The organism is Thermomicrobiales bacterium (genome assembly GCA_037045155.1).
Taxonomy (GTDB): Bacteria; Chloroflexota; Chloroflexia; order Thermomicrobiales; family CFX8; genus JAMLIA01.
Map to the genome: position 1 here is coordinate 1028760 of JBAOIG010000003.1, position 23036 is coordinate 1051795.

A 23036-nucleotide genomic window follows, 5' to 3' on the forward strand; every position below is an offset into this window, starting at 1 on the left:
ACCGTTGAACAGCCGATAAGGAATATGCCGGTGGAGCGCGCCGACATTTACCTTGACCATGCCGCCACGACCCCGGTCGATCAGCGCGTGCTCGAGGCGATGATCCCGTTCTTCAACAGTCGATTCGGTAATCCGTCCAGCCCATATGCGCTCGGAAGGGACGCCCGCGCTGCGGTCGATTGGGCACGTGGTACATTGGCGGCCATCATCAACTGCGCGCCGTCGGAGCTGATTATGACCAGCGGCGCGACGGAATCAGACAACATCGCCGTCAAGGGTGTTGCCTGGCGGAGTCGCGACATTCAGCCACAACGTAATCGAATCCTCGTGTCCGCGATCGAACACCATGCCGTCCTCCATGCCGCAGATGCGATGAGCGCGCATGGCTTCGTGGTCGATGTCGTCCAACCCGATTCTGAGGGCATCGTTCAACCCGAGGCGGTCGCAGAGATGCTCTCGCCGGAGACATGCCTCGTCTCTATCATGCTGGCGAACAACGAGATTGGCACGATCCAGCCGGTTCGCGAGATCGCGACGATCGTGCGGGAGGCCGGCGCCGTGATGCACACGGACGCGGTGCAAGCCGCTGGCGCCGAGCGGCTTGACGTGGAGAGCCTCGGCGTCGATCTTCTCTCATTGAGCGCGCACAAGTTCTACGGCCCGAAGGGGACGGGTCTACTCTATTGCCGCCGAGGAACACCGATCGTCTGGCAACAGCACGGCGGCGCACAAGAGGGATCCCGCCGGGCCGGAACCGAAAATACGCCCGGTATCGTTGGCATGGCAGTCGCCTTGCTTCTCGCCACCGAGGAGATGGATGCCCGAAACGCACATTGCGCGGCGCTGCGAGACCGGCTGGTCGAGGGCATCCTCGAACGGGTGCCGGATGCGCGACTGAATGGCCACGCCGCCTTGCGGCTGCCGAACAATGCCAATCTGACGTTCGCTGGCGTGGATGGCGAGGCGCTCGTGCTCAGTCTCGACCTCGCCGGCATCGCTGTGTCGAGCGGCTCGGCCTGCACAACCGGCTCTACCGAGCCATCCCACGTCATCACCGCGCTCGGCGTCAGTCAGAATCTCGCAGGCGGCTCGCTCCGGCTGACCGTTGGCAAGGACAACACTATCGCAGAGATCGACGCGGCCATCGTCGCGATCGCCGAGACTGTCGCCCGTGTACGCGAAATCACGAGCATCACAGATTGATTCCCGTCGTGTCGCCGGCCTGTGTCTCCTCGAGCGGCGGCAAATCCTCTAGCGATGTCATCCCGAAAAACCGCAGGAAGGCCCCGGTCGTTCCATATTCCACGGGATTGCCGGGTCCAGGCCGACGCCCACGCGCCTCAACCAGCTCTCTCGCAACAAGCGTCGCCAGAACTCCACTGGAATCAACCCCACGAATCGCCTCGATCTCGGGTCTGATGACTGGTTGTCGGTAGGCGACAATTGCCAGCGTCTCCAGAGCAGCGCTGGACAGCTTCACCTGTCGCTCGATGCCGAGCAACCGCTCAACTGCCCGGCCGTATCGCGCAACGGTAACCAGCTGAACGCGATCGCCGTTGCGCTGAAGCGCGATGCCGCGAGGGTGGGCGCGGAGTTCTTCTTCGAGTGCGCTCAGCGCGCGACGAACGTCACTCTGGCCCCACTCCAACGCTGCGGCAAGCGTTGGCACGTCCTCGGAGCCGCCAGAGGCGAACAACAACGCCTCCAACGCTGGAACGGCCTCTTCGATTGGAACAATCTCCAGCGACAGCTGGCGATCGGCGTCAACCATCCGTGGCCTGCGATTCCAACGCCGATGGAACCACGTGGATGTCGGAGAACAGCCCATCCTGATGCACATCAACCACTCCGCGACGCCAGAGCGTTAGCAGTGCGATGAATCCGACGACTGTCTCGTCACGATCGCGCGGTTCGACAAGGTCGTGGAAGCGTTGAGGATGGCGAAACCGCGCCACTCGGCCGGCGATTCGATTCAGCATCTCGTCAAGCGAGATCACCCGCCTCAACGGGATCGCTTCCGCCTCGTCCCGGACACGAGCCAGCGTTCGCAGCAACGCGCGTCGCAGATGCCCGACGGGAGGAGCAACCAGCACCAGACGGGTCGGAAGGATCGCGGCGAATGGCGGGCGCCCGAACGATCGCCAACCCTGCTCTTCCGTCGCTCGCAATGTCGCCGCCACGAGCTTGAGCTGCTGGTACTCGCGGAGCTGTCGCGCGAGGTCATCGAGGTCCTGCTCCTCGTCGGTCACTGCCGGCCGTGGGAGCATCGCTCTCGACTTCAGCACGAGTAGCCTCGTCGCAATTCCCACGAACTCCGCCAGCAGTACAGCAGGCGGGTTATTCATCGCCTCGATATAGGCGATGAATCCATCGGTGACCGAAACCAGCGAGAGATCGGAGATGTCCATCCGCTCGCGCTCGATCAGCGTCAACAACACGTCCAGCGGCCCCTCATAGCTCGGCAACCGCAACTGGTAACCAATCAGCAAACCATCGCCCCTGGCAGCGCTCATACGACGCTCCCTTCGTCGGCCCGTCGCAGAGCGGATAGTCCAGTGTCGTCGGCAGCGCCACCGGCGCCATCGTGCCACCGGATCAGCTCGCACACCCGCCGGTTCGCGCCAGCCTCGTGTGCCAGCGCAGCGCCTTCTTTCGCGTGGTGGATGGAAAGCCAGACTCCACGCCGCAGCCAGCGGCCGTGCTCGCGCGCAACTCGGCCGAGCAGAGCCGGCATCCAGCGCTCACCGAGGACGTAGATAACTCGGTGCGCCAACCAGACACGCCCGCGATCGTTGGCCTTGCCGACATCGTGCAGAAGCGCCGCCCTGAGGACATCCTGGTCACCACATCCGCCAGCCACCAACGTGTCGTAAACGGCCAGGTGGTGCGCACGGTCGAAGCTCGAAAGCCGAGCCAGTAACGTCCACTGCCGCTCGTCGACGACGAGCGAGCACAGTCGTGCATCGACTTCGCGATCCGGCCGGATTGTGAGTGCCGTGAGTCCCTGCCTGAAGCGTCTAATCGCCGCAACGTGGGCGGCGTCGCGCCAGGGCCATCTCGCTGGTCGAATGTCACTCACAACGGCAGCGACCCAACGATCACGGTATGCAGAAGATCGAAGACGGGGGCATACATCGCGCCGATCACCTCGGCGCCAGCGCGACCGCCGATGATGACAACGGCGAACAACACCACAAATCCGTATCGTTCCATCGGCGCCGTGAACTGATACCAGAACGGGGGAAGAATCCCGTTCAGGATCTTCAGACCATCGAGCGGCGGTATCGGGATCATGTTGAACGCCGCCAGGAGCAGATTAACGAAGATCATCTGGGTAACAAGGACATCGGCGAAGCCAACCGGCTGGGTACTCAGCAGCCGGAGCGGCAACACAAACAGGATCGCCAGCACGACATTCGAAAGCGGGCCCGCCAGCGCCGTCAACGCCATCCCACGATGACCCCAGCGCAGCAGATTCGGATTGACTGGCACAGGCCGACCCCAGCCAAACGCCGGCCAGCCAATCGCAATCATCATCAACCCGATGAACCCGATCGGCTCGAAGTGCGCAATCGGGTTGAGTGTGATGCGGCCCATGCGCGCGGCCGTCGGGTCGCCAAGCTGGTAAGCAGACCAGGCATGACAGAACTCATGGATTGTGACTGCGACGACGAACGCGATAACCCTCGCGAGAATCACGTCGCCCGGCAGAGTCGTGCCGAACATGACCTGGTGCCTCCAGCCTCACGGACGATCGTGCGCCATTCCGAGTAAACACCAGACATGACGACGAGTGCCACGGTTCTTCTCCGTGGCACTCAGTCGTTGTCGCTGGTTGCGGCTGCTAGGCGCTAGCGCCAGTCGCCTGATCGGCGCCAGACCCTGGGTAGAGATGGCAGGCAACAAAGTGCCCGTTCCCCTGGTCAGAAACGAGCGGATCGATCTCTCGGCACACCGGCATCGCGTACGGGCAACGGGTATGGAAGTGGCAGCCAGATGGCGGATTGATCGGGCTTGGCACATCTCCCGTGAGGATGATGCGCTCGCGACGCCTCTCGACGACCGGGTCGGGAATCGGCACAGCCGAGAGGAGTGCCTTCGTATACGGGTGAAGCGGATCCTCGTAGAGCGCGGCTCGGTCGGCAAGCTCAACGATTTTGCCGAGATACATCACCGCGATACGGTCTGAGATGTGCTTCACGACAGACAGATCGTGGGCGATGAACAGATACGTCAGGTTGAACTGCGACTGGAGATCCTCCATGAGGTTGACGATCTGTGCCTGGATCGACACGTCGAGCGCCGAGACAGGCTCGTCGGCGACGATGAAGTCCGGGCTTGCCGCCAGCGCCCGTGCGACGCCGATCCGCTGCCGCTGCCCACCCGAGAATTCGTGCGGGTAGCGGTTTGCGAAGTACGGGTTCAGGCCGACTGTTTCCAGCAGCTCCTGAACGCGTCGGTTTCGCTCCTCGCGCGCGACGAGATTGTGAATCTGCATCGGCTCGGAGATGATCGATCCAACTGTCATGCGGGGGTTAAGCGATGCATACGGATCCTGGAAGATCATCTGCAGGTGGCGACGCATCTTCCGCATCTCGCCACTGTCGAGCTTCGTCAGATCTCGACCCTGATAGAGGACCTCGCCAGATGTTGGCTTGTAGAGCTGGAGGATCGCGCGTCCGGTCGTGCTCTTGCCGCAACCCGACTCGCCGACGAGGCCGAGCGTCTCACCCTTGCGGACTGAGAACGACACGCCATCGACCGCCCGCACTGCGCCAACCTTGCGTTGAAAGATAATGCCCTGGGTCAGCGGAAAGTGCATGAAGAGGTTCTTGACATCGAGCAGAACCTCCTGATCCTTCACGTCCGCGTTCGCCTGCTCTGGTGCCTGCGTTGCCATTATGTTCGCGGTCCTTCCTTGCTGACTTCCTCCCAGAACCAGCACGCAACCCTGTGGTCCGCGTTCACGTTCGTGAGCAACGGGTTCTGCTGTCCACATTTTTCGCGAGCATAGTCACAGCGCGGCATGAAGGGGCACATGTCGGGAAGATCGATCAAGTCGGGCGGGAGACCCCGAATCGGCTCCAGCTTTTCCCTGCGCGTGGAGTCCAGACGTGGGATCGAGTTGAGCAAGCCGACCGTGTACGGGTGCCGCGGGTTCGCGAACAGCTCCTCGGTCGATGCCGTCTCGACGATATGACCTGCGTACATCACCTGGATGCGGTCGGACATGCCGGCCACAACTCCGAGGTCGTGGGTGATCAGCATGAGTGCTGTATCGTGCTCGGCCTGCAGGTTGCGCATCAGGTCGAGGATCTGCGCCTGAATCGTCACGTCGAGAGCCGTCGTCGGCTCGTCGGCGATCAGCATCTTCGGGTTGCATGACAGCGCCATCGCGATCATCACACGCTGACGCATACCACCAGAGAACTGGTGAGGATATTGATCGACGCGCTGCTCGGCATTCGGGATACCGACCATCTTGAGGAGCTCGATCGCGCGGTTGCGCGCCTGCCCCCTGCTCATGCCCATGTGCAGCTCGAGCGACTCGCTGATCTGGCGATTGATCGAGAGCACCGGGTTGAGCGATGTCATCGGATCCTGGAAGATCATTGCGATCTTGTTGCCCCGGACGTGACGCATCTCCTCGTCGCTCATGCCGAGGATATCTTCGCCCTCAAACATGATCGACCCGTTAGCGATCTTGCCAGGCGGGCTTGGAATCAGACGCATCAGCGACATCGCGGTGATGCTCTTTCCGCAGCCCGATTCGCCCACGACGCCAAGCGTCTCACCAGGCATGATCTCGAACGACACGTCATCGACGGCTCTGACAACGCCGTCCTGCGTGTGGAACTGGGTCATCAGGTTTTTCACCTGGAGTAACGGTTCCATCGTTGCCCCTTCGCCTCCCGCCCTACACGTCGAGGGTGATTGTGCGACCTGCCACCAACCAACCGAATGTTACTCAACTCGTCACCACCGCGATGGCTATGCCTGCATGTGGCGACTCGTTGCAGCGCGACCACCGGTAGCGCCGACTGCGTATTATCCGGATATCGTTCTGTGCTGGCCTCTGGCGCAGTATAGCACGGTCCCAAAAAGGCCAGCAAACGAATGAAAGCCACGATCCCGCCATGACGGAAGCCCCCGGAGAGGTGACCGTCTACGGCCGAACCGGCACCTTTGTCAACAAGTCACGATACTTGTTGTCCTCGCCTCGGACACAGGAGAAGAACACCTCCTGGATCCGTGCGGTCAATGGCCCTCGCGCGCCATTTCCCACTGGCCGGCCATCGATATCGCCAACGGCAACGACTTGCGCCCCTGTGCCACACAGGAACGCCTCGTCGGCAATGTAGAGCTCGGATCGGTCGATCTCTCGCTCCTCAATGGCGATTCCCATGTCCTCGGCGAATTTCAGAACCGAGCGCCGGGTGATCCCTTCAAGGATATCGCCGGTCACCGGGCTCGTGATGAGTGTCCCGTTCCGGACGATGAAGAAGTTCGCTCCGCTCGCTTCGGCGATCTTGCCACGCTCGTTAAGCATCAGCGCGTCATCGAAGCCGGCTTCAGCCGCCTGATCCTTCGCGAGGCTGGAGTTGATGTAGCCGCCGGTGATCTTCGCGCGACTGGGGATGATATTGTCGGCGATCCGCGTCCACGACGACACCATCAGACGCAGCGGATGATCCATCGCGAAATAGTCGCCGAATGCGATGACGTAGATAGCGATATCGTCTCTGACCCCCTTCAGATGGGGTGTCAGCTCAATACCGGCCTTATAGATGAAGGGCCGGATATAGATATTGACCTTCGGATTGTTCTTCGCAACCAGATCCTGTATTACCTGTCCGAGACCATCCGCATCCAGCGCGAGATTCGACCTCAGGATCCGCGAGCTGTTCATCAGGCGGCGAGTGTGATCCGGCAGACGAAAGATGTTGATCGTCTCGCCACTGACATCCAGATAGCCACGAACTCCGCCGAACGCCCCGGTTCCATACTGCAGCGCGTGAGTCGCGATACTGACTTTCGCCTGGTCGGACGGGACGATGTTGCCTTCGAAATAGGCAAATGGCTGGAGATGCATCTCCACGCCGGTCTCCAATCTTCTTCCACACATGCGGGTCGCCCATCCCGGGCGGACGTCCTGCCCGGTCTCGCCACGCTGGGGCGCGGAGGCCGGGTCGCCGGCATTCTAGCACCGGTCATGGCGTTCGTCGTGCCATAGTATTATCGTCAGTCACAACCTTCGTCCGCCTCCGAGTGGTACTCGCGCGTCTCGCGCTGAAATCCCAGCTGATTGACTGTCGGTTCGACGGCTCCGTATAACTGCGCGGCTCACTGTCAGATCTTTGGATCCATGGAGAGAGACGATGTCCGACACCCTGAATGACGATGCGCGCGAGGCAAAGGAGCTGACTCCATGGTTGGGGTTTCAGCGAGTGCCGGGCATCGGGCCAGCCCGGCTCGGCCGGCTTGTCGAGCTCTTCGGTTCAGTCGCGTCTGCCTGGGCGGCGCCAACCGACGACCTCCGGGCAGTCGGAGTTTCAGACGAAATGATCCGGGCGATTGATCGGGTGCGCAACACACTCGACATCGAAGCAGAGCTCGGCCGAATGCGCCGCGCCGGCGTCCGCGCGATCCCGTTGAACAGCGACGAATACCCGCGCCTTCTGCGCCACGTAACGTCGTCACCGCCACTACTGTTCACACGCGGGCAGCTCGCGCCAGAGGACGATGTCGCGGTCGCGATTGTTGGCACGCGGCGCTCGTCGAGCTACGGAATCCATATGACGACGATGCTCGCGAGCGGTCTGGCCGCCGCTGGAGTCACGATCGTGAGTGGGCTAGCCCATGGCGTCGACACGGCCGCTCACCGCGCTGCGCTGGAGGCGGGCGGTCGAACAGTTGCTGTTTTCGGAAGCGGGCCAGACGTTATCTATCCGGCTCAGAACAAGGATCTTGCCAGGCGAATCATCCAGTCGGGCGCAGTAGTCAGCGAGCACCCTGTTGGCGTCAAGCCCGACGCGCGGAACTTCCCCGCCCGCAATCGCATCATCAGCGGGATGTCGAGAGGGGTTCTCGTCGTCGAGGCGCCAACCCAGAGCGGCGCGATGCTCACTGCCTCCTTCGCTGCCGACCAGGGACGTGATGTCTTCGCTGTCCCCGGGCAGGCAACTTCTGACAAGAGCGCGGGCTGCCACGCGTTGATCCGCAACGGCGCGACCCTTGTCACGAATGTAGAACAGATCCTCGAACAACTCGACCTCGCGTCCGCGAAGACGCAGAGGCAGACCAGAATGGTGCTTCCCGAGACTCCCAACCAGCGCATCCTCTATGCGGTGCTCAGCACCGAACCTCAACATGTCGACGACATTTGTCATACTTCGGCGCTGCCGATCCATGAGGTGAGCGGCACACTCCTGGAGATGGAGCTCAAAGGATTGATCCGGCAGACGGCGCCCCAGCATTACGTTCGGGCATGATGGATCCGGCATCGGAAGGACGTCCTGGGGAATGCGCGAAACCGCATGGCGACAAAGGATCGGGATGTGACAGAACAATTCTTCGCCGTCATCCCAGCCGGGGGCAGTGGCACCAGGCTCTGGCCGGTCAGCCGCGCGAATCGACCGAAGTTCCTGCTGCCGCTCCCTGGTCCACGCACCATGATCCAGGCGACCGTCGATCGGCTCGCGGGGGTTGTTCGGCCAGAGAATATCCTCGTGATCACCGGAGCATCGCATGTCGACGAGATCCAGCGGCAGCTTCCCTCTCTCGACGCCGAGCAGATCATTGCCGAGCCGCTGCCTCGCGGTAGCGGCCCTGCAATAGGGCTCGGCGCGGCGATCGCGCTGGCTCGTGACCCCGACGCGATAGTCGGGTCGTTCGCGGCCGACCATGTCGTCACCGAGAATGACCGTTTCGAACAGGCCGTTCGATCCGCCATCGAGATCGCGAAGCGTGGCTATCTGGTGACGATCGGGATCAGGCCGAGCTATCCGGAAACCGGGTATGGCTACATTCACTCCGGTGCAGAAATCGGCACGCAACACGGCATCGATGCCCGTGAAGTCGATCGATTCAAAGAGAAGCCCGATATCGAAACGGCCGAACGCTACGTCGCATCGGGCGAGTACCTCTGGAACGCCAGTATGTTCGTCTGGAAGGCGGGCGTGCTGATGGAAGAGATGCGGCGCTACCTCCCCGACCTCGCGGACGCGCTGGAGCGCATCGCCCGCGACTGGGACACTCCCCGCCGTGAGGCAACCCTTTCGGCGATCTGGCCGACGGTCCCCGACATCACAATCGACCACGGTATTCTCGAACATTCGACGCGGGTTGCAGTCGTCCCGGCGTCGTTTGGCTGGACGGACCTTGGAGACTGGAACGGGCTTGGCGCGATGAGCGCTGGATGCGACGATGATCCAGACGAGAATCTCGCGATCAATGCCGAGCTGATCGTGCACGACTCCCGAGGGAGCTTCATTTTCGGCCAGGGGCGACTCGTTGCTCTTCTGGGTCTGGAGAATGTTGTTGTCATTGACACGGACGACGCACTGCTGATTTGCGATCGGTCGCGCACCCAGGAAGTCAAGCAGATCGTCGAGCAGTTGCGGGCACGGGGCTCGACAACGTTGCTATAGTCAGAGAATCGACGCCGTTCGCGCCATGACAACATCACGTCACACGAACACCGTATCGACAGCGTTTGCTACGACGTAGTTGGGTAGAAATGACCACGAAAACAACCGCGACAAAGACGACGAAGACCGCGACTGAAACAGCTCCCGCGAAGAAGACCACGGCGAAGACCGCGGCTGGAGCAACTCCCGCGAAGAAGACCGCGGCGAAGACCGCGGCTGGAGCAACTCCCGCGAAGAAGACCGCGACGAAGACGACGACCGGGGCAACTCCCGCGAAGAAGACTGCGGCGAAGACCACGACGACGAGGAAGACAGCCTCGAACGGGACGACCGCGACCAGCGGCCGGCTTGTGATCGTCGAGTCGCCGGCCAAAGCCCGGACGATCGAGAAATACCTCGGTCGGGGCTACTCGGTGCGAGCCTCGATGGGTCACGTCCGCGACCTGCCGAAAAGCACGCTTGGTATCAACATCGACGACGACTTCGCGCCGAAGTACACAGTTCCGCGGGACAAGTCGAAGACCGTCAAGGATCTGAAGGCGGCTGTCCAGAAAGCGCGCGAGGTGATCCTGGCGACCGACCCCGATCGCGAAGGAGAGGCGATAGCCTGGCACTTGGCCGAGGCAACCCAGCCGGACCCAGCCAAGGTCAAGCGCGTCGTATTCAACGAAATCACCCCCGACGCCGTCCGGGCGGCGATGGAGCATCCTCGCGCGATCGACATGGACCTCGTCGATGCGCAGCAGGCGCGCCGCGTGCTCGACCGATTGGTCGGCTATAGCATTTCGCCGCTGCTCTGGAAGAAGGTGAAGCGCGGACTATCCGCCGGCCGCGTTCAGTCCGTTGCGCTGCGCCTCGTCGTCGAGCGAGAGCGTGAGATCGACGCGTTCATTCAGCGCGAATACTGGTCGGTCGAGGCCGAGCTGAATAAGCACGGGGCCGCGGTGACGAAAGCCAACGTCTTCGTTGCCAGTCTCGCGAAGATTCACGGTGACAAGGCCGAACTGCCCGACCAGGACACGACCAACCAGGTGTTGGCGGGACTTGACGGCGCAGAGTATGTGGTCGCCGACGTCCAGACGAAGGAGACCCAACGTCGTCCATCGCCGCCGTTCACCACGAGCACACTCCAGCAAGAGGCATCACGCAAGCTGAAGTTCGGAGTGCGGCGAACAATGCAGATTGCCCAGGAGTTGTACGAGGGTGTCGATCTCGGCGCTGAGGGGGCGCAAGGGCTCATCACCTACATGCGGACCGACTCGACCAACGTCGCGTCGATCGCCCAGCAGATGGCGCGGGAAGCAATCACGGCGAAGTTCGGCGCAGAATTCCTGCCGGAAAGACCGCCCGTTTACACGCGGCGCGCCAAGGGCGCCCAGGAGGCGCACGAGGCTATTCGCCCCACCGACCCGCGCCGTACCCCGGAGATGGTGAAAGGCTATCTGAGCGGGCCGCAGCTCCGGCTGTACGATCTGATCTGGAAGCGCTTCGTCGCCAGCCAGATGCGCAACGCGATCTTCGACGCCACCGGCGTCGATATCGACGCCGGCCGGCCGGGCGAAGACAAGCCGTATCGCTTCCGCGCGACCGGCTCCGTGATCAAGTTCGCCGGATTCATCCGCGTCTATCGCGAGGACCGCGACGACGACGAGGTGGACGAGATCGACCGGGCCGCGTTGCCAGCGCTGACGGCCGGAGCCATGCTCGATCTCCTGAGGCTGACACCCGAGCAGCACTTCACGCAGCCTCCCCCGCGCTACACCGAGGCAACGCTGGTCAAGGCGCTCGAAGAGAACGGCATCGGACGTCCAAGCACGTATGCGCCAACTATCGCGACGCTCGTTGCTCGCAACTACGTGACAAACGAGGCAAAGCGGCTCACGCCGACCGAGGTGGGGACTGTCGTCAACGACATCCTCGTCGAGCACTTCCCGTCGATCGTCGACATCGGCTTCACCTCAGGGATGGAGCAGGAGCTGGACGAGATCGCGTCGGGAGAGCGGCAGTGGGTGCCGGTGATCCGGGAGTTCTACAGTCCATTCCAGGAGACATTGCAGCACGCCGAGCAAACCATGGAGCGAGTCAAGGTTCGAGACGAGCCGACCGACGAGGTCTGCGATCTATGCGGCAGGCCGATGGTGATCAAGCTCGGCAAGTACGGCCGATTCCTCGCCTGCACCGGCTTTCCGGAATGCCGGAACGCAAAGCCGCTCCTGGTTCGAATCGGCGTCAACTGCCCGAAGTGCCATGTTGGTGATGTCATCGAGCGCCGAACCCGGCAGGGTCGTGTGTTCTACGGCTGCAGCAACTGGCGCAAGGACGACCCCGCATCTTGCGACTTCACATCGTGGCTCAAGCCGACCGGCGAAACCTGTCCGCAGTGTGGCGAGCCGCTGGTCTACACCAATCGCAAGGAGACCGAGGTCAAATGCGCATCGTGCGGCTTCAGCCGCCGAGCAACCAGAGCTCGCGTTGCCGACGCGGTCCCTGCCTGACGATTACGCGCCAGCCATCAAGCAGCTGGTGGCTGGCGCGCCGTCTTCCTCCGCGAGATCGACCAGGTTGCCGTCACTGATTGAGTAGAATTATCAGTTGGCGCAGCGTGGCCGATGGAATCATGCTGCCGCACACATACAGGATTGGCAGTGATTTCGAGCGTGAGCTTCCAAACCCAATCTCCGACCCGTTGGCACGCAACCACGATCCTCGGTGTCGTTCGCGACGGTCAGGTCGCGATTGCTGGCGACGGCCAGGTTACCTTTGGTGACATGATCGTCAAGCACGGCGCCCGCAAGATCCGGACGCTGCACGATGGCACAGTCATCGCCGGCTTCGCAGGGGCCGTCGCCGACGCAATGACGCTCTTCGAGAAATTCGAAGCGCAGCTTCGCGAGTGGAAGGGCGACCTCCGCCGAGCCGCGGTTGAGCTCGCCAAAGAATGGCGCACCGACCGCTACCTCCGAAGACTGGAAGCGCAGCTTATCGTCTCGGACGGCGAGACTCTGTTGATCCTCTCCGGCGAAGGGGACGTGCTGCAACCCGACGACGGCATCGCCTCGATCGGCACCGGCGCGCCATATGCAATGGCCGCGGCGCGAGCGCTTCGCGACCACACCCAACTGACCGCGCAGGAGATCGTCGAGCAGTCGATGAAGATTGCCTCGGAGCTGTGCATTTACACAAATTCGCAGATCACGGTCGAGACCATTCGACTCGAGCCCGACGACGAACATCCCGCCGAGGACGTATCCGCAGAGGACGTATCCGCAGAGGGCGAGGCGGGAGCATGAGCGACATGACGCCAAAGATGATCGTCGCCGAGCTCAACCGCTTCGTCGTCGGGCAGGACGCTGCCAAGCGCGCGGTGGCGGTGGCACTACGCAATCGCTGGCGCCGGCAACAGCTCCCGGCCGATCTGCGCGACGAAGTGATGCCGCGCAACATCCTCATGCTGGGCCCGACTGGCGTCGGCAAGACCGAGATCGCCCGAAGAGTCAGCCGCATCGTCAACGCGCCATTCGTCAAGGTGGAGGCGACGAAGTACACCGAAGCCGGCTACGTCGGCCGCGATGTCGAATCGATGATCCGCGATCTCGTCGAAGTCTCAATCACGATGCTCCACGACGAGCAAATCGAGGCTGTCCGTGAGGAAGCGAACAGCGCCGCCGTCCAGATATTGGTCGACCTGCTGGTCGACCAGCTCGAGCAGGAGGCTGCTACCGGAGCATCCGCCGATGAAACACCCGGCGAGGCGCCATTGTCGCCAGCCGCGAAACGCCGGCGGACGCGACGCCGCAACAGGGTGATCGAGCAACTCGGACGGAACGCGCTGGAAGAAGAGACAGTCGTCATCGAGGTCCAGCCGGAGGATGACCCGTTCCTGATGCCGGTCGAGATCATCACTGGCGTGGCGCCCGACGATCTACCCGAAACGCTGCGCGACATCATGCGCGCGTCTGGCCCACGCCGGCAGCGGCGCAGGGTCTCGGTCGCCGAAGCACGACGGATTCTTGTCCACGAAGAGGCCAGCCGGCTTGTCGACCTCGACGCAGTTATTGAGCAGGCTCTGAAGCGCGTCGAGGAGACCGGGGTCGTCTTCATCGACGAGCTCGACAAGACAATCAACGACGGCGAATATGGCCCGGATGTCTCCGGCGAAGGAGTCCAGCGCGATCTGTTGCCGATCATCGAAGGATCGGTGGTTCCTACGCGCTATGGACCCGTGCGGACCGATCACATCCTGTTCATCGCCGCCGGCTCATTCTCGGCTCACCGCCCGAGTGACCTGATCCCGGAGCTCCAGGGTCGATTTCCGATCCGCGTCGAGCTCGATAGCCTCGACGAGGACGATCTCTACGCGATCCTGACGACGCCTGAGAATGCACTGGCGAGGCAGACGACCGCGCTGCTGGCGACGGAAGGCGTGACACTGCAACTGGGCGAGGATGGGCTCCGCGAGATCGCGCATATCGCATCCGAGGTGAACATCCGAACTGAAGACATCGGCGCCCGTCGGCTGTACACGATCGTCGAGCGCGTGCTGGAAGAAATATCGTTCGACGCGCCGGAATGTGCCGGCCAGTCGCTCGTCATCGATGCCGCCTACGTCCTCGAGCGTGTCGGAGATATCGCAGCCGACGACGACCTCAGCAACGCAATTCTTTAGGCGCTTGCCGCGAAACGCCACAGGGAGAACGGGGACATGGGGTCAACGCCACTAGCGCCCGACATGATTATCCCAGCAAGAAGCGAAGACGATATTGTCTTGAGCGTGATCGTGCCTGTCTACAACGAGGAGCGCACGATCACTGAAATCCTTCGCCGGGTTCGGGCGGTCCCTATCGCGAAGCAGATCGTCGTGGTGGACGACTATTCGACCGACGGAACGCGATCCCGGCTCTCCGAGGAGGCAGCACACAGCGACACAATAGTCGTCTTGCACGAGCGCAATCTCGGCAAAGGCGGGGCTGTCCGGACCGGGCTGGCGCACGCGACGGGCGATATCGTGCTGATCCAGGATGCCGACCTTGAGTACGACCCGCGCGACTACCATGCTCTGATCCGCCCGATTCTCGAAGGGCGCGCGAAGGCGGTCTACGGCTCCCGTTTCCTCGGCGAGCATAAGGCGATGTACTTCTGGCACGCGCTCGGCAACAAGCTCCTGACGCTCGTCACGAACGTCCTCTTCGATACGACGCTGACGGATATGGAGACGTGTTACAAGGTCTTCACCGCTGACATTGCCCACTCGCTCGACATCCAGCAGATGCGCTGGGGTATCGACCCCGAGATCACGGCGAAGATCCTTCGCGACGGTCATCGGATCTACGAGGTGCCGATCTCCTACAATGGGCGAGAATTCTGGGAGGGGAAGAAGATCTCGTGGAAAGATGCCTTTGTTGTCCTGCGGACGCTGCTGCGGTATCGCTTCTTCCGCTAGTCGGCAAACAAGAGGTTGGAGGGTAGCGATGGCTCGTCTCGCACTGGCCGTCGACCTGGGGGGCACGAATCTGCGCGTTGCCGTTGTCGATGACACCGGCGTCATCCAGGACGAGGCACAGCAACCAACTGATGCCGCCGAAGGGCCACAGGCGATCGTCGAGAGAATCGGGGAGTCGGTCAACGAGATGGCCTCGAAGGCCCAGATCCCGACCGATGTCCCGATCGGCGTCGCTTCGCCCGGACCGCTCGACCCGCGCACTGGCATCGTCTACTTCTCGCCAAACCTGGCTGGCTGGACAAACGTTCCGATCTCCGAGTGGCTTCGCGCAAAAACCGGTCGCAACGTGCTCTTGAGCAATGACGCCAACGCCGCTGCCCTGGGCGAAGTCTTCTTCGGCGCGGGCCGCGGTGTGCGCAACCTCGTCTACGTCGGCCTCGGCACCGGTGTCGGAGGTGGGGTGTATTCCGAGGGATTGCTGATCGACGGCGCCCGCGGGATGGGCGGCGAGCTCGGTCACGTCACCGTCGATCTGAACGGTCCTCGCTGCACGTGCGGATCCGCCGGTTGCATCGAAGCGTATTGTTCGGCCTGGGCGCTGACGCGCGATGCGCACGAGCTCATCGCAAGCGGACGGGGAGCAGCGATCCTGAAGGCGGTCGGCAGCGACGCGAACGCCGGGCCAAAGGCGATCGGCGAAGCCGCGCGACAAGGAGACCCAGCAGCCATCGCGCTGCTAGATCGTGCCGGGCGGGCTCTGGGCGCTGGGCTTGCCAACTTCGTGAACATCTTCAACCCCGAGATCATCGCGCTCGGCGGTGGTGTCGCCCAGATCGGCGACTTGTTGATCGACCCCGCGAAGCGCGCGCTGGACGCATTTTCCATGCCGATCATTCGAGACAGTGTCCGATTTGTGCCCTCCGAGCTGGGCGTAAAGACCGGGATTTATGGGGCGGCGGCACTGTCATTTTATGACGCCCGGCACTAGGCCGGCCTGACGAGATCGTCATTTCCACCTGATCGATGCCTACTGCCGCTTGACACCGCTTTTCGCATCCGTGTATAGTCCGCCCCGAACGAATCGCACTACCAAGCTAGATCGTCTCGGCTCGACCAGCGCCTCGGAAGGCGGGTTAGCCGTACGCAGTCAGAACCGAACGTCGCCAGATCCCGCAACGAAGCGAGATCGACACGGCGTCAGGCGGTCAAACTGGATGAGTGACTGACCCGGCAGGGGGTTACACGCAATCCATTTGGACCGACGACTGCTCGATCGTCCTCGGGCGAATGCCCGATCGTTCCCGTAACGCGAGTGCCCCGTCCGGATTGCGGCCGCTCAGAGGAGGGAATCCCCGAAGATGTTCGCATTCATGATTAAACGTTTCCTCTGGTTCATACCAACCATTCTGGCGATCGCATTGGTTACCTTCATCATGATGAATCTCACCCCTGGCTCTCCGTTTCAACCCGCCGGCGCAAACAACCTCCGCGAAGACATCATCAAGCAGATCGAGAAGCAGTACGGCCTGGACAAACCCCTGCCGGTGCGCTTCGTGATCTACCTCGGAAAGGCGGTTCGCGGGGATTTCGGTGAGTCATACACTCGCCGGCCACAGAAGGTGAACGACATCATTCGCCGCGGCTTCCCGATCTCATTTCAGCTTGGCGCGATGGCGTTGCTCGCCGCGTCGATTGGCGGCATCATCCTCGGCGTCCTCGCAGCCGTGAACCAGAACGGCTGGATCGACTACCTTTCGGCGACGTTCGCCATCATGTTCTATAGCGTCCCCAGCTTCGTCCTCGGCATCCTTCTGTTACTGCTCTTCGTCATCTGGATACCCAACTGGACGGGTGTGCGCCTGTTTCCGTTGGGCGGCTGGGATAGTCCCAGGGCGTGGGTATTACCAACGATCGCGTTAGGAGCCGGCCCGTTCGCCCAGCTTGCTCGATACACCCGATCCAGCATGATCGATGTCATCCGCTCCGACTACGTCCGAACAGCTCGCGCCAAGGGTCTTGCCGAGCAGAAGGTCGTCCTCAAGCACGTACTGAAGAACGCGCTGATCCCGGTGATCACCCTGATCGGCCCACTGTTCGCCGCGCTTGCCACCGGCTCGTTCTTCGTCGAGCAGGTGTTCAACATCCCGGGAATTGGCAAGTTCTTCGTCGTCAGCATGGCTTCGAAGGATCAACCGATGATCATGGCGGTCGTGCTCCTCTATGGCACGTTCCTGGCCGTGATGAACCTCGTCGTCGACATCCTGTACGGGGTGATCGACCCGCGCATCCGCATGAGCATCCGAGGAGATTAACGGATGGCAAGCCAGCAGGACCGCAACGCAGACGCCATTTCACAAGCGCAGCTGCTCGCAGAAGCTGCCGAGGTCGTGCCGGCTCGCCAGGCCAGCCTCTGGGGGGATGCCTGGCGACGACTTCTGAAGAACAAGCTAGCCGTCGTTGGCCTCGCCACTGTGATCCTTCTCGGCCTCCTCGCGGTCTTTGCGCCGTTGTTGGCGCCGTATGGGCCGGCGGAAGTCGTCTCACCGGATCTCCGGCTGATGAAGCCCTCGTGGAACTTTCCGCTCGGGCTGGACCAGAACGGGCGCGACATGTACAGCCGCATGTTGTACGGCGCTCGCGTCTCATTGCTCGTCGGGGTCGTTGCGCAGTTGATCGTCCTCGGGATCGGGGTGCCGATCGGAGCAGTGGCCGGCTATTACTCCGGAACCGTCGACAATGCCCTCATGCGAACGGTCGATGTCTTCTACGCGATTCCGCAACTCCTGCTCGTGCTGTTGATGGTCAATATGCTCGGGCCCGGGATGAAAAACATCTTCATCGCGATCGGCCTCACGGGCTGGGTGACGATGGCTCGTCTCGTTCGGGGGGTCATGCTCACGAACCGGGAACAGGAGTATGTCAAAGCATCGAAGGTTGCCGGCGCTGGCAGCGGCTATATCATCTTGCGCCACATGTTACCGAACAGCCTGACGCCGATTATTGTCGCGCTGACGTTCGGCATCCCGCAGGCGATCTTCATCGAAGCATCACTCTCGTTCGTGGGCGTCGGGATCCGGCCTCCACAGCCATCATGGGGGCAAATGGTCGGCGCGGGCCAGCAATATATCCAGTCCGTCCAGCACCTGATGTTCTTTCCGAGCCTGGCCATCGCGATCACGATGCTCGCGTTTACGTTCCTCGGCGACGGCCTGCGCGACGCACTCGACGTCAAGATGAACGACTGAGCCACGGGGGCGAGAAGGGGACGCTGGTGACGCTACGCGGCCGATGCCGCGCTTGCAGGACGAGGTGGGGTACCGTTGGCTAAGAATGTCCTCGAGGTGAACAACCTCAAAACCCAGTTCTTCACACGAGCCGGTATTGTCTACGCGGTCGACGGGGTTTCCTTCCACGTCGGCGAAGGTGAGACACTTGGCATCGTCGGCGAATCGGGCTGTGGCAAGAGCGTCACCGCAACATCGATCATGCGGCTGATCCCGAGCCCACCCGGAAAGATCGTCGACGGCGAGATACTGCTGTCCGATGCCGATGGGACGGTCGACCTGCTCGAGCTCTCGGATAGCGAGATGCGCCACGTTCGCGGCAACAAGGTCGCGATGATCTTTCAGGATCCGATGACATCGCTGAACCCGGTCCTGACCGTCGGCGACCAGATCTCGGAGCCGCTGATATTGCATCTGGGATTGAGCAAGAGCGAGGCGCGACAACGCGCAATTGACCTGCTCAAGCGCGTCGGCATCCCGGCCGCCGAAGATCGGATCAACGCGTACCCGCACCAGTTCTCGGGCGGCATGCGCCAGCGCGTGATGATCGCCATCGCGCTGTCATGCAACCCCAAGCTGCTGATCGCGGACGAGCCGACGACAGCGCTCGATGTCACGATCCAGGCGCAGATTCTCGAACTGATGATGCACCTGAATCAGGAATTCGGGACGGCCATCATCATGATCACTCACGACCTCGGAGTGGTCGCTGAGATCTGCGAACGCGTCGTCGTCATGTACGCCGGCCAGGTTGTCGAGACCGGCGCAGCAAAGGATCTCTTCACGAACCCGCAGCACCCATACACGATCGGGCTGCTCAATTCGGTCCCGCAGATCGGCGAAAAGGTCAAGGACACTCTTGTGCCGATTCCTGGTCTGCCGCCAGATCTTCTCGCGCCGCCGATCGGCTGCCGGTTCCGGCCGCGGTGCCGGTTCCGCCAACCGAAGTGCGAGGAGTCGCCACCGCTGGCAGTGGTTGCGCCCGGCCAGATGGCGCGCTGCTGGTTCCCACAGGGGCGAGGAGCAATCCCGCCGACCGACGCGGCCGTCTCAACTCCGGCCGCTGCGCGAGACTGACAGACGACGGCCGGAAGTAATTCGGAGAATCGAGACAAGCGTGGCGACTTCAGTCCAGGAAACCACCGCAGAAAAAGCCGCGAACGAGGACTATATCCTCGAAGTGAAGAACGTGAAGAAGCACTTCAGGATGGGCGGGGGGATGCTGTCTCGCGGCAACGAGATGAATATCCGGGCCGTCGATGACATTTCGTTCTCGATCCGCCGTGGCGAAACATTCGGGCTGGTCGGCGAATCGGGCTGTGGAAAGACGACGCTCGGCCAGACGATCATCCGACTCTACAACCCGACAGCCGGACAAATCGTCTTCAACAATGCCGACATCTCCGCTCTCAACGCCGCCGACATGCGTAAGCACCGTCGTGGCATGCAGATGATCTTCCAGGATCCGTCGGCATCGCTGGATCCACGTATGACTGTCGGTTCGATCATTTCCGAGCCACTCAATATCTTCGGCATCGGCTCACGCGAAGAGCGAAGAGACCGCGTCCGCGAGCTACTGCGTGTGGTCGGGCTGAATGCGTACTTCGTGAATCGCTATCCGCACGAGTTCTCGGGTGGCCAGCGGCAGCGGATCGGTATCGCGCGGGCGCTCGCACTGCAGCCAGAGCTCGTTATCTGTGACGAGCCGGTGTCGGCACTGGACGTTTCCGTGCAGGCCCAGGTGTTGAACCTGTTGCGACAGCTGCAGACGGATTTCAAGCTAACGTACTTGTTCATTGCCCACAACCTCGCCGTCGTCGCGCACATCAGTGATCGGGTCGGCGTCATGTATCTCGGCAAGATGGTCGAGATCGGTGAAGCCCGCGCTATTACCGAACGGCCGAAACACCCGTATACCCAGGCGCTGATCTCGGCGATTCCAGTCGTCGATCCAGGCCGAAAGCGCGACCGGATCATTCTCGAAGGGGACGTGCCAAGCCCGGCCAACCCACCATCGGGCTGCCGGTTTCACCCCCGGTGCCCGATTGCCCAGCCGTATTGCTCCGAGGTCGAACCTCAATTGCGCGAGCTGGAGCCGGGGCATTGGGTCGCCTGCCATTACGCGGAGTAGGCGCGTGTCGGTGTCAGGCACTGTCGATCAGGCACGCGCGCTCGCAGAATCAGTCGCGCGTGACAGGTTACGTGAAAATCTCGACAATCTGGGCAGCGATCTCTTGCCAACCCGCGCGAGGGTGTGTTACATAGATTACGTCGTGCCACAGGGGAAGTCGGGGGCCAACACGGTTGCATCACGTATGCCACTGTCCTCGCGTATGTCGGCTATTGATAGTCCGCGCATGGGTACAGTGAGCGTCGAAGGAATGCAATCGGCCCGCCGGGGTGGTCGACACGTTGTGGGGCTGTTGGCTTCCTGGGGGCAGGCGGATCGGCTGGTCTGGAGGGAACCAGATCCAACTCACAATACGTATACCCAGGTACTACCACCAGACACATCAGCTCGGCCGAGAGCGTCCAGAGAGAGGAGGGCGAGGCTCCGCGAGCATGTAACGTCACCAGTGTCCCGAATCGGACAAGTTGACCGATCGCAGACAAGCGGCTGAGATCGTCCACGCGCGAGAGTCGCGCGAAACGCGACCACGGATGGGGTGGGACGCCTTCAGCCAGCAACCAGGAGGAGTAACCGCGAATGGTTGTCATCGACAAAGAACAGATTCGACTGCTCGAAGAGCGTCTGCGCGGCGTTGGCGTCGATCGCCGAACGTTTCTCAAGTTCGCGTCCGCGGCCGCGGCCGCGCCGATGGTAGGAACAATCCTCGCCGCCTGCGGAGGGAGTAGCTCCACGCCGACCGCGACGACCGCCGCCGCCGCGCCAACCGCGACGACTGCTGCCGCCGCCCCAACTGCGCCTGCTGAGGCAACCAAGGCCATCGAAGCGACCAAGGCGCCCGAGCCGACCAAGCCTGCGGCATCGCCAACCACCAGCACGACTGCCGCGCTGGATGCAAAGCAGATCATTCACACCATCGGGGCTCGCTCTGACCCGTCATCAAACGACTTCAATGCCGATCTGTATTGCGGTGGCACAGCCGAGATCTGGGCCGGCCTGCTGACGTATGACGTCGACTTCAACGTGATCCCCGACTGGGCCGAGAAATGGGAGCACAACGACGACGCGTCGCAGTGGACCTTCTACCTCCGCAAGGACAACAAGGGTTTCTCCAACGGCGATCCGGTGACTGCCGACACATTCATCGGCTCCTGGGCCCGCCTGCTCGATCCGGCGACGAAGGGCGCCTACGCGTCGATCCTCTTCGACATCAAGGGCGCCGAGGACATCAATCTGAATGGCGCAGCCGCCAGCACGCTCGGCTGCAAGGCAGTTGATGACTGGACGCTCCAGGTCGACATGGTCGGTCCGCGTGGCATGTTCCCGGTCATCGTTGGCTACGCCGCGACGATGCCCACCCACCTGCCGTCGGCAGCCAAGGGCGGCAACTTCACTGACCCCGGCGAGGTCGGGCACCCGATCATCGGCAATGGGCCGTTCGTCCTCACTGCGTGGAAGCACGACGAGGCCCTGACACTCGTGCGCAACCCCAACTACTGGAACACGGACATCAAGCTCACGGATGTCGACTGGCGGATTATCCCGGCCGAGCAGGGAATGCTGCCCTTCGAGGCAGGCGATGTCGACTGGGCTGTCGTCCCTGGCGCCGATCTGCCGCGCGTCCAGGCCGATTCGGTGATGAAGAGTCAGGTTCAGAAGTGGGTCGAGCCGCTGATCTGGAAGATCCTCCCCGGCACCAACGTCAAGCCGTTCGATGACATCGAGCTGCGACGCGCGCTCCAGCACGCGATCGACAAGGACCGGATCAACACGCTGACCAACGGTGGCGGCGACCCGGCCTACTGCCTCGTGCCGCCAGGCATCTTCGGCTTCTTCGGCGAAGATTTCAAGGAGTTCTCGGACTTCGATGTCAAGAAGGTCAAAGAACACCTTGACAAATCAACGTTCGCCGGACAGACACTGCCGAAGGTCACCATGATCCTTCGCAACGAGGCGCAGCTGAACTCGACCATCATGGTTGAGGACATCGCGGCTCAGGTGCTGGCCAACATGGGGATGCAGATCGAGCTGCAGATCATGGACTTCCAGCCATTCCGGGCTCTGCAGTTCCAGAACACCTACGAGCTGTGCTGGATCCGCTGGTACTACGACTATCCGGATCCGAACAACGGCTACTTCGATATGTTCTACTCGAACAAGGAGTCCGGCAAGCGCCAGGCGTGGTCGAATACGGAGTTCGATGACTGGACGATCAAGGGCAAGGAACTGGCCAAGCCCGAGGATCGACTCAACGCCTACAAGAACTGCGAGCGGATCATGAACGAGGATGTAGCCTACATCCCGATCGTGTACCGCAACGCGTACGACGTCTACAAGGACTGGGTCAAGGACGTCCCAGTCAACAAGCAGGGCTACTGGATTCCGAATGGCAATATCTTCGTCAACATGTACCAGTACGTGTACGTGTCGGGACGCAAGTAAGAGCCAACCAGCAGCCAGATCCGAGATCGATGGGAGAGGGGAGCCTTATGGCTCCCCTCGACCGTTTCTGGCGTAACCGTTATCGCGTATCC

The 23036-nt window shown here is 61.9% G+C and carries 21 protein-coding genes; 13 read left to right on the top strand and 8 right to left on the bottom strand.

Annotated features, from left to right (window positions below; all coding sequences use genetic code 11):
• Positions 1-30 precede the first annotated feature (30 nt).
• Positions 31-1203, top strand: coding sequence for a cysteine desulfurase family protein (locus V9F06_08045; protein ID MEI2617565.1), 1173 nt, complete (start codon positions 31-33; stop codon positions 1201-1203).
• Here V9F06_08045 and scpB read toward each other — a convergent pair.
• The 7 genes from scpB to V9F06_08080 form a co-directional block, all read right to left on the bottom strand.
• Entirely contained in the window at positions 1193-1771 is a 579-nt protein-coding gene (gene scpB, locus V9F06_08050) for an SMC-Scp complex subunit ScpB (protein MEI2617566.1), read from the bottom strand. The two genes, V9F06_08045 and scpB, sit on opposite strands and share 11 nt — an antisense overlap.
• A complete protein-coding gene (locus V9F06_08055; GenBank protein MEI2617567.1) occupies positions 1764-2513 on the bottom strand; it encodes a ScpA family protein in 750 nt (249 codons plus the stop codon). Before V9F06_08055 ends, scpB begins: the two co-directional genes overlap by 8 nt.
• On the bottom strand, positions 2510-3079 hold the full coding sequence (locus tag V9F06_08060; GenBank protein ID MEI2617568.1) for an HDIG domain-containing metalloprotein: 570 nt from the start codon (positions 3077-3079) through the stop codon (positions 2510-2512). Before V9F06_08060 ends, V9F06_08055 begins: the two co-directional genes overlap by 4 nt.
• Positions 3076-3726 (bottom strand): site-2 protease family protein, encoded by a 651-nt coding sequence (locus V9F06_08065; GenBank protein ID MEI2617569.1) that lies wholly within the window; start codon positions 3724-3726, stop codon positions 3076-3078. The genes V9F06_08060 and V9F06_08065 overlap by 4 nt, the downstream gene beginning before the upstream one ends.
• A gap of 118 nt (positions 3727-3844) precedes the next feature.
• On the bottom strand, positions 3845-4900 hold the full coding sequence (locus V9F06_08070) for a dipeptide ABC transporter ATP-binding protein (GenBank protein ID MEI2617570.1): 1056 nt from the start codon (positions 4898-4900) through the stop codon (positions 3845-3847).
• Complete coding sequence (locus V9F06_08075) at positions 4900-5895, bottom strand: ABC transporter ATP-binding protein (protein ID MEI2617571.1); 996 nt, start codon at positions 5893-5895, stop codon at positions 4900-4902. Before V9F06_08075 ends, V9F06_08070 begins: the two co-directional genes overlap by 1 nt.
• 271 nt (positions 5896-6166) lie before the next feature.
• Positions 6167-7093 (bottom strand): branched-chain amino acid transaminase, encoded by a 927-nt coding sequence (locus V9F06_08080; GenBank protein MEI2617572.1) that lies wholly within the window; start codon positions 7091-7093, stop codon positions 6167-6169.
• 286 nt (positions 7094-7379) lie between these two features.
• On the opposite strand from V9F06_08080, the gene dprA reads away from it, so the two are divergent.
• Positions 7380-8492, top strand: a complete 1113-nt coding sequence (gene dprA, locus V9F06_08085; protein MEI2617573.1) for a DNA-processing protein DprA — start codon at positions 7380-7382, stop codon at positions 8490-8492.
• Positions 8493-8558: 66 nt separating this feature from the next.
• Entirely contained in the window at positions 8559-9650 is a 1092-nt protein-coding gene (locus tag V9F06_08090; GenBank protein ID MEI2617574.1) for a mannose-1-phosphate guanylyltransferase, read from the top strand.
• A gap of 34 nt (positions 9651-9684) precedes the next feature.
• Here the strand turns inward: V9F06_08090 and V9F06_08095 are convergent, their stop codons facing one another.
• Complete coding sequence (locus tag V9F06_08095; GenBank protein ID MEI2617575.1) at positions 9685-10023, bottom strand: hypothetical protein; 339 nt, start codon at positions 10021-10023, stop codon at positions 9685-9687.
• On the opposite strand from V9F06_08095, the gene topA reads away from it, so the two are divergent.
• The 10 genes from topA to V9F06_08145 all read left to right on the top strand — a co-directional run bounded on the left by topA (position 10001) and on the right by V9F06_08145 (position 22944).
• Positions 10001-12145, top strand: a complete 2145-nt coding sequence (topA, locus tag V9F06_08100) for a type I DNA topoisomerase (GenBank protein ID MEI2617576.1) — start codon at positions 10001-10003, stop codon at positions 12143-12145. The genes V9F06_08095 and topA overlap by 23 nt on opposite strands.
• A gap of 162 nt (positions 12146-12307) precedes the next feature.
• Positions 12308-12940, top strand: a complete 633-nt coding sequence (gene hslV / locus V9F06_08105; GenBank protein MEI2617577.1) for an ATP-dependent protease subunit HslV — start codon at positions 12308-12310, stop codon at positions 12938-12940.
• Positions 12937-14316: an ATP-dependent protease ATPase subunit HslU gene (hslU, locus tag V9F06_08110; GenBank protein MEI2617578.1), complete on the top strand. Its 1380-nt coding sequence runs from the start codon at positions 12937-12939 to the stop codon at positions 14314-14316. Before hslV ends, hslU begins: the two co-directional genes overlap by 4 nt.
• Positions 14317-14352: 36 nt before the next feature.
• Entirely contained in the window at positions 14353-15090 is a 738-nt protein-coding gene (locus tag V9F06_08115) for a glycosyltransferase family 2 protein (GenBank protein ID MEI2617579.1), read from the top strand.
• A 28-nt stretch (positions 15091-15118) separates the two neighbouring features.
• Entirely contained in the window at positions 15119-16078 is a 960-nt protein-coding gene (locus V9F06_08120) for an ROK family protein (GenBank protein MEI2617580.1), read from the top strand.
• A 382-nt stretch (positions 16079-16460) separates the two neighbouring features.
• A complete protein-coding gene (locus V9F06_08125) occupies positions 16461-17402 on the top strand; it encodes an ABC transporter permease (protein MEI2617581.1) in 942 nt (313 codons plus the stop codon).
• 3 nt (positions 17403-17405) lie between these two features.
• On the top strand, positions 17406-18335 hold the full coding sequence (locus tag V9F06_08130) for an ABC transporter permease (protein ID MEI2617582.1): 930 nt from the start codon (positions 17406-17408) through the stop codon (positions 18333-18335).
• Between the two features lie 75 nt (positions 18336-18410).
• Positions 18411-19451 (top strand): ABC transporter ATP-binding protein, encoded by a 1041-nt coding sequence (locus V9F06_08135; protein MEI2617583.1) that lies wholly within the window; start codon positions 18411-18413, stop codon positions 19449-19451.
• 40 nt (positions 19452-19491) lie between these two features.
• Positions 19492-20505, top strand: coding sequence for an ABC transporter ATP-binding protein (locus V9F06_08140; GenBank protein MEI2617584.1), 1014 nt, complete (start codon positions 19492-19494; stop codon positions 20503-20505).
• Positions 20506-21081: 576 nt separating this feature from the next.
• Positions 21082-22944, top strand: a complete 1863-nt coding sequence (locus tag V9F06_08145) for a peptide ABC transporter substrate-binding protein (GenBank protein ID MEI2617585.1) — start codon at positions 21082-21084, stop codon at positions 22942-22944.
• Positions 22945-23036 lie beyond the last annotated feature (92 nt).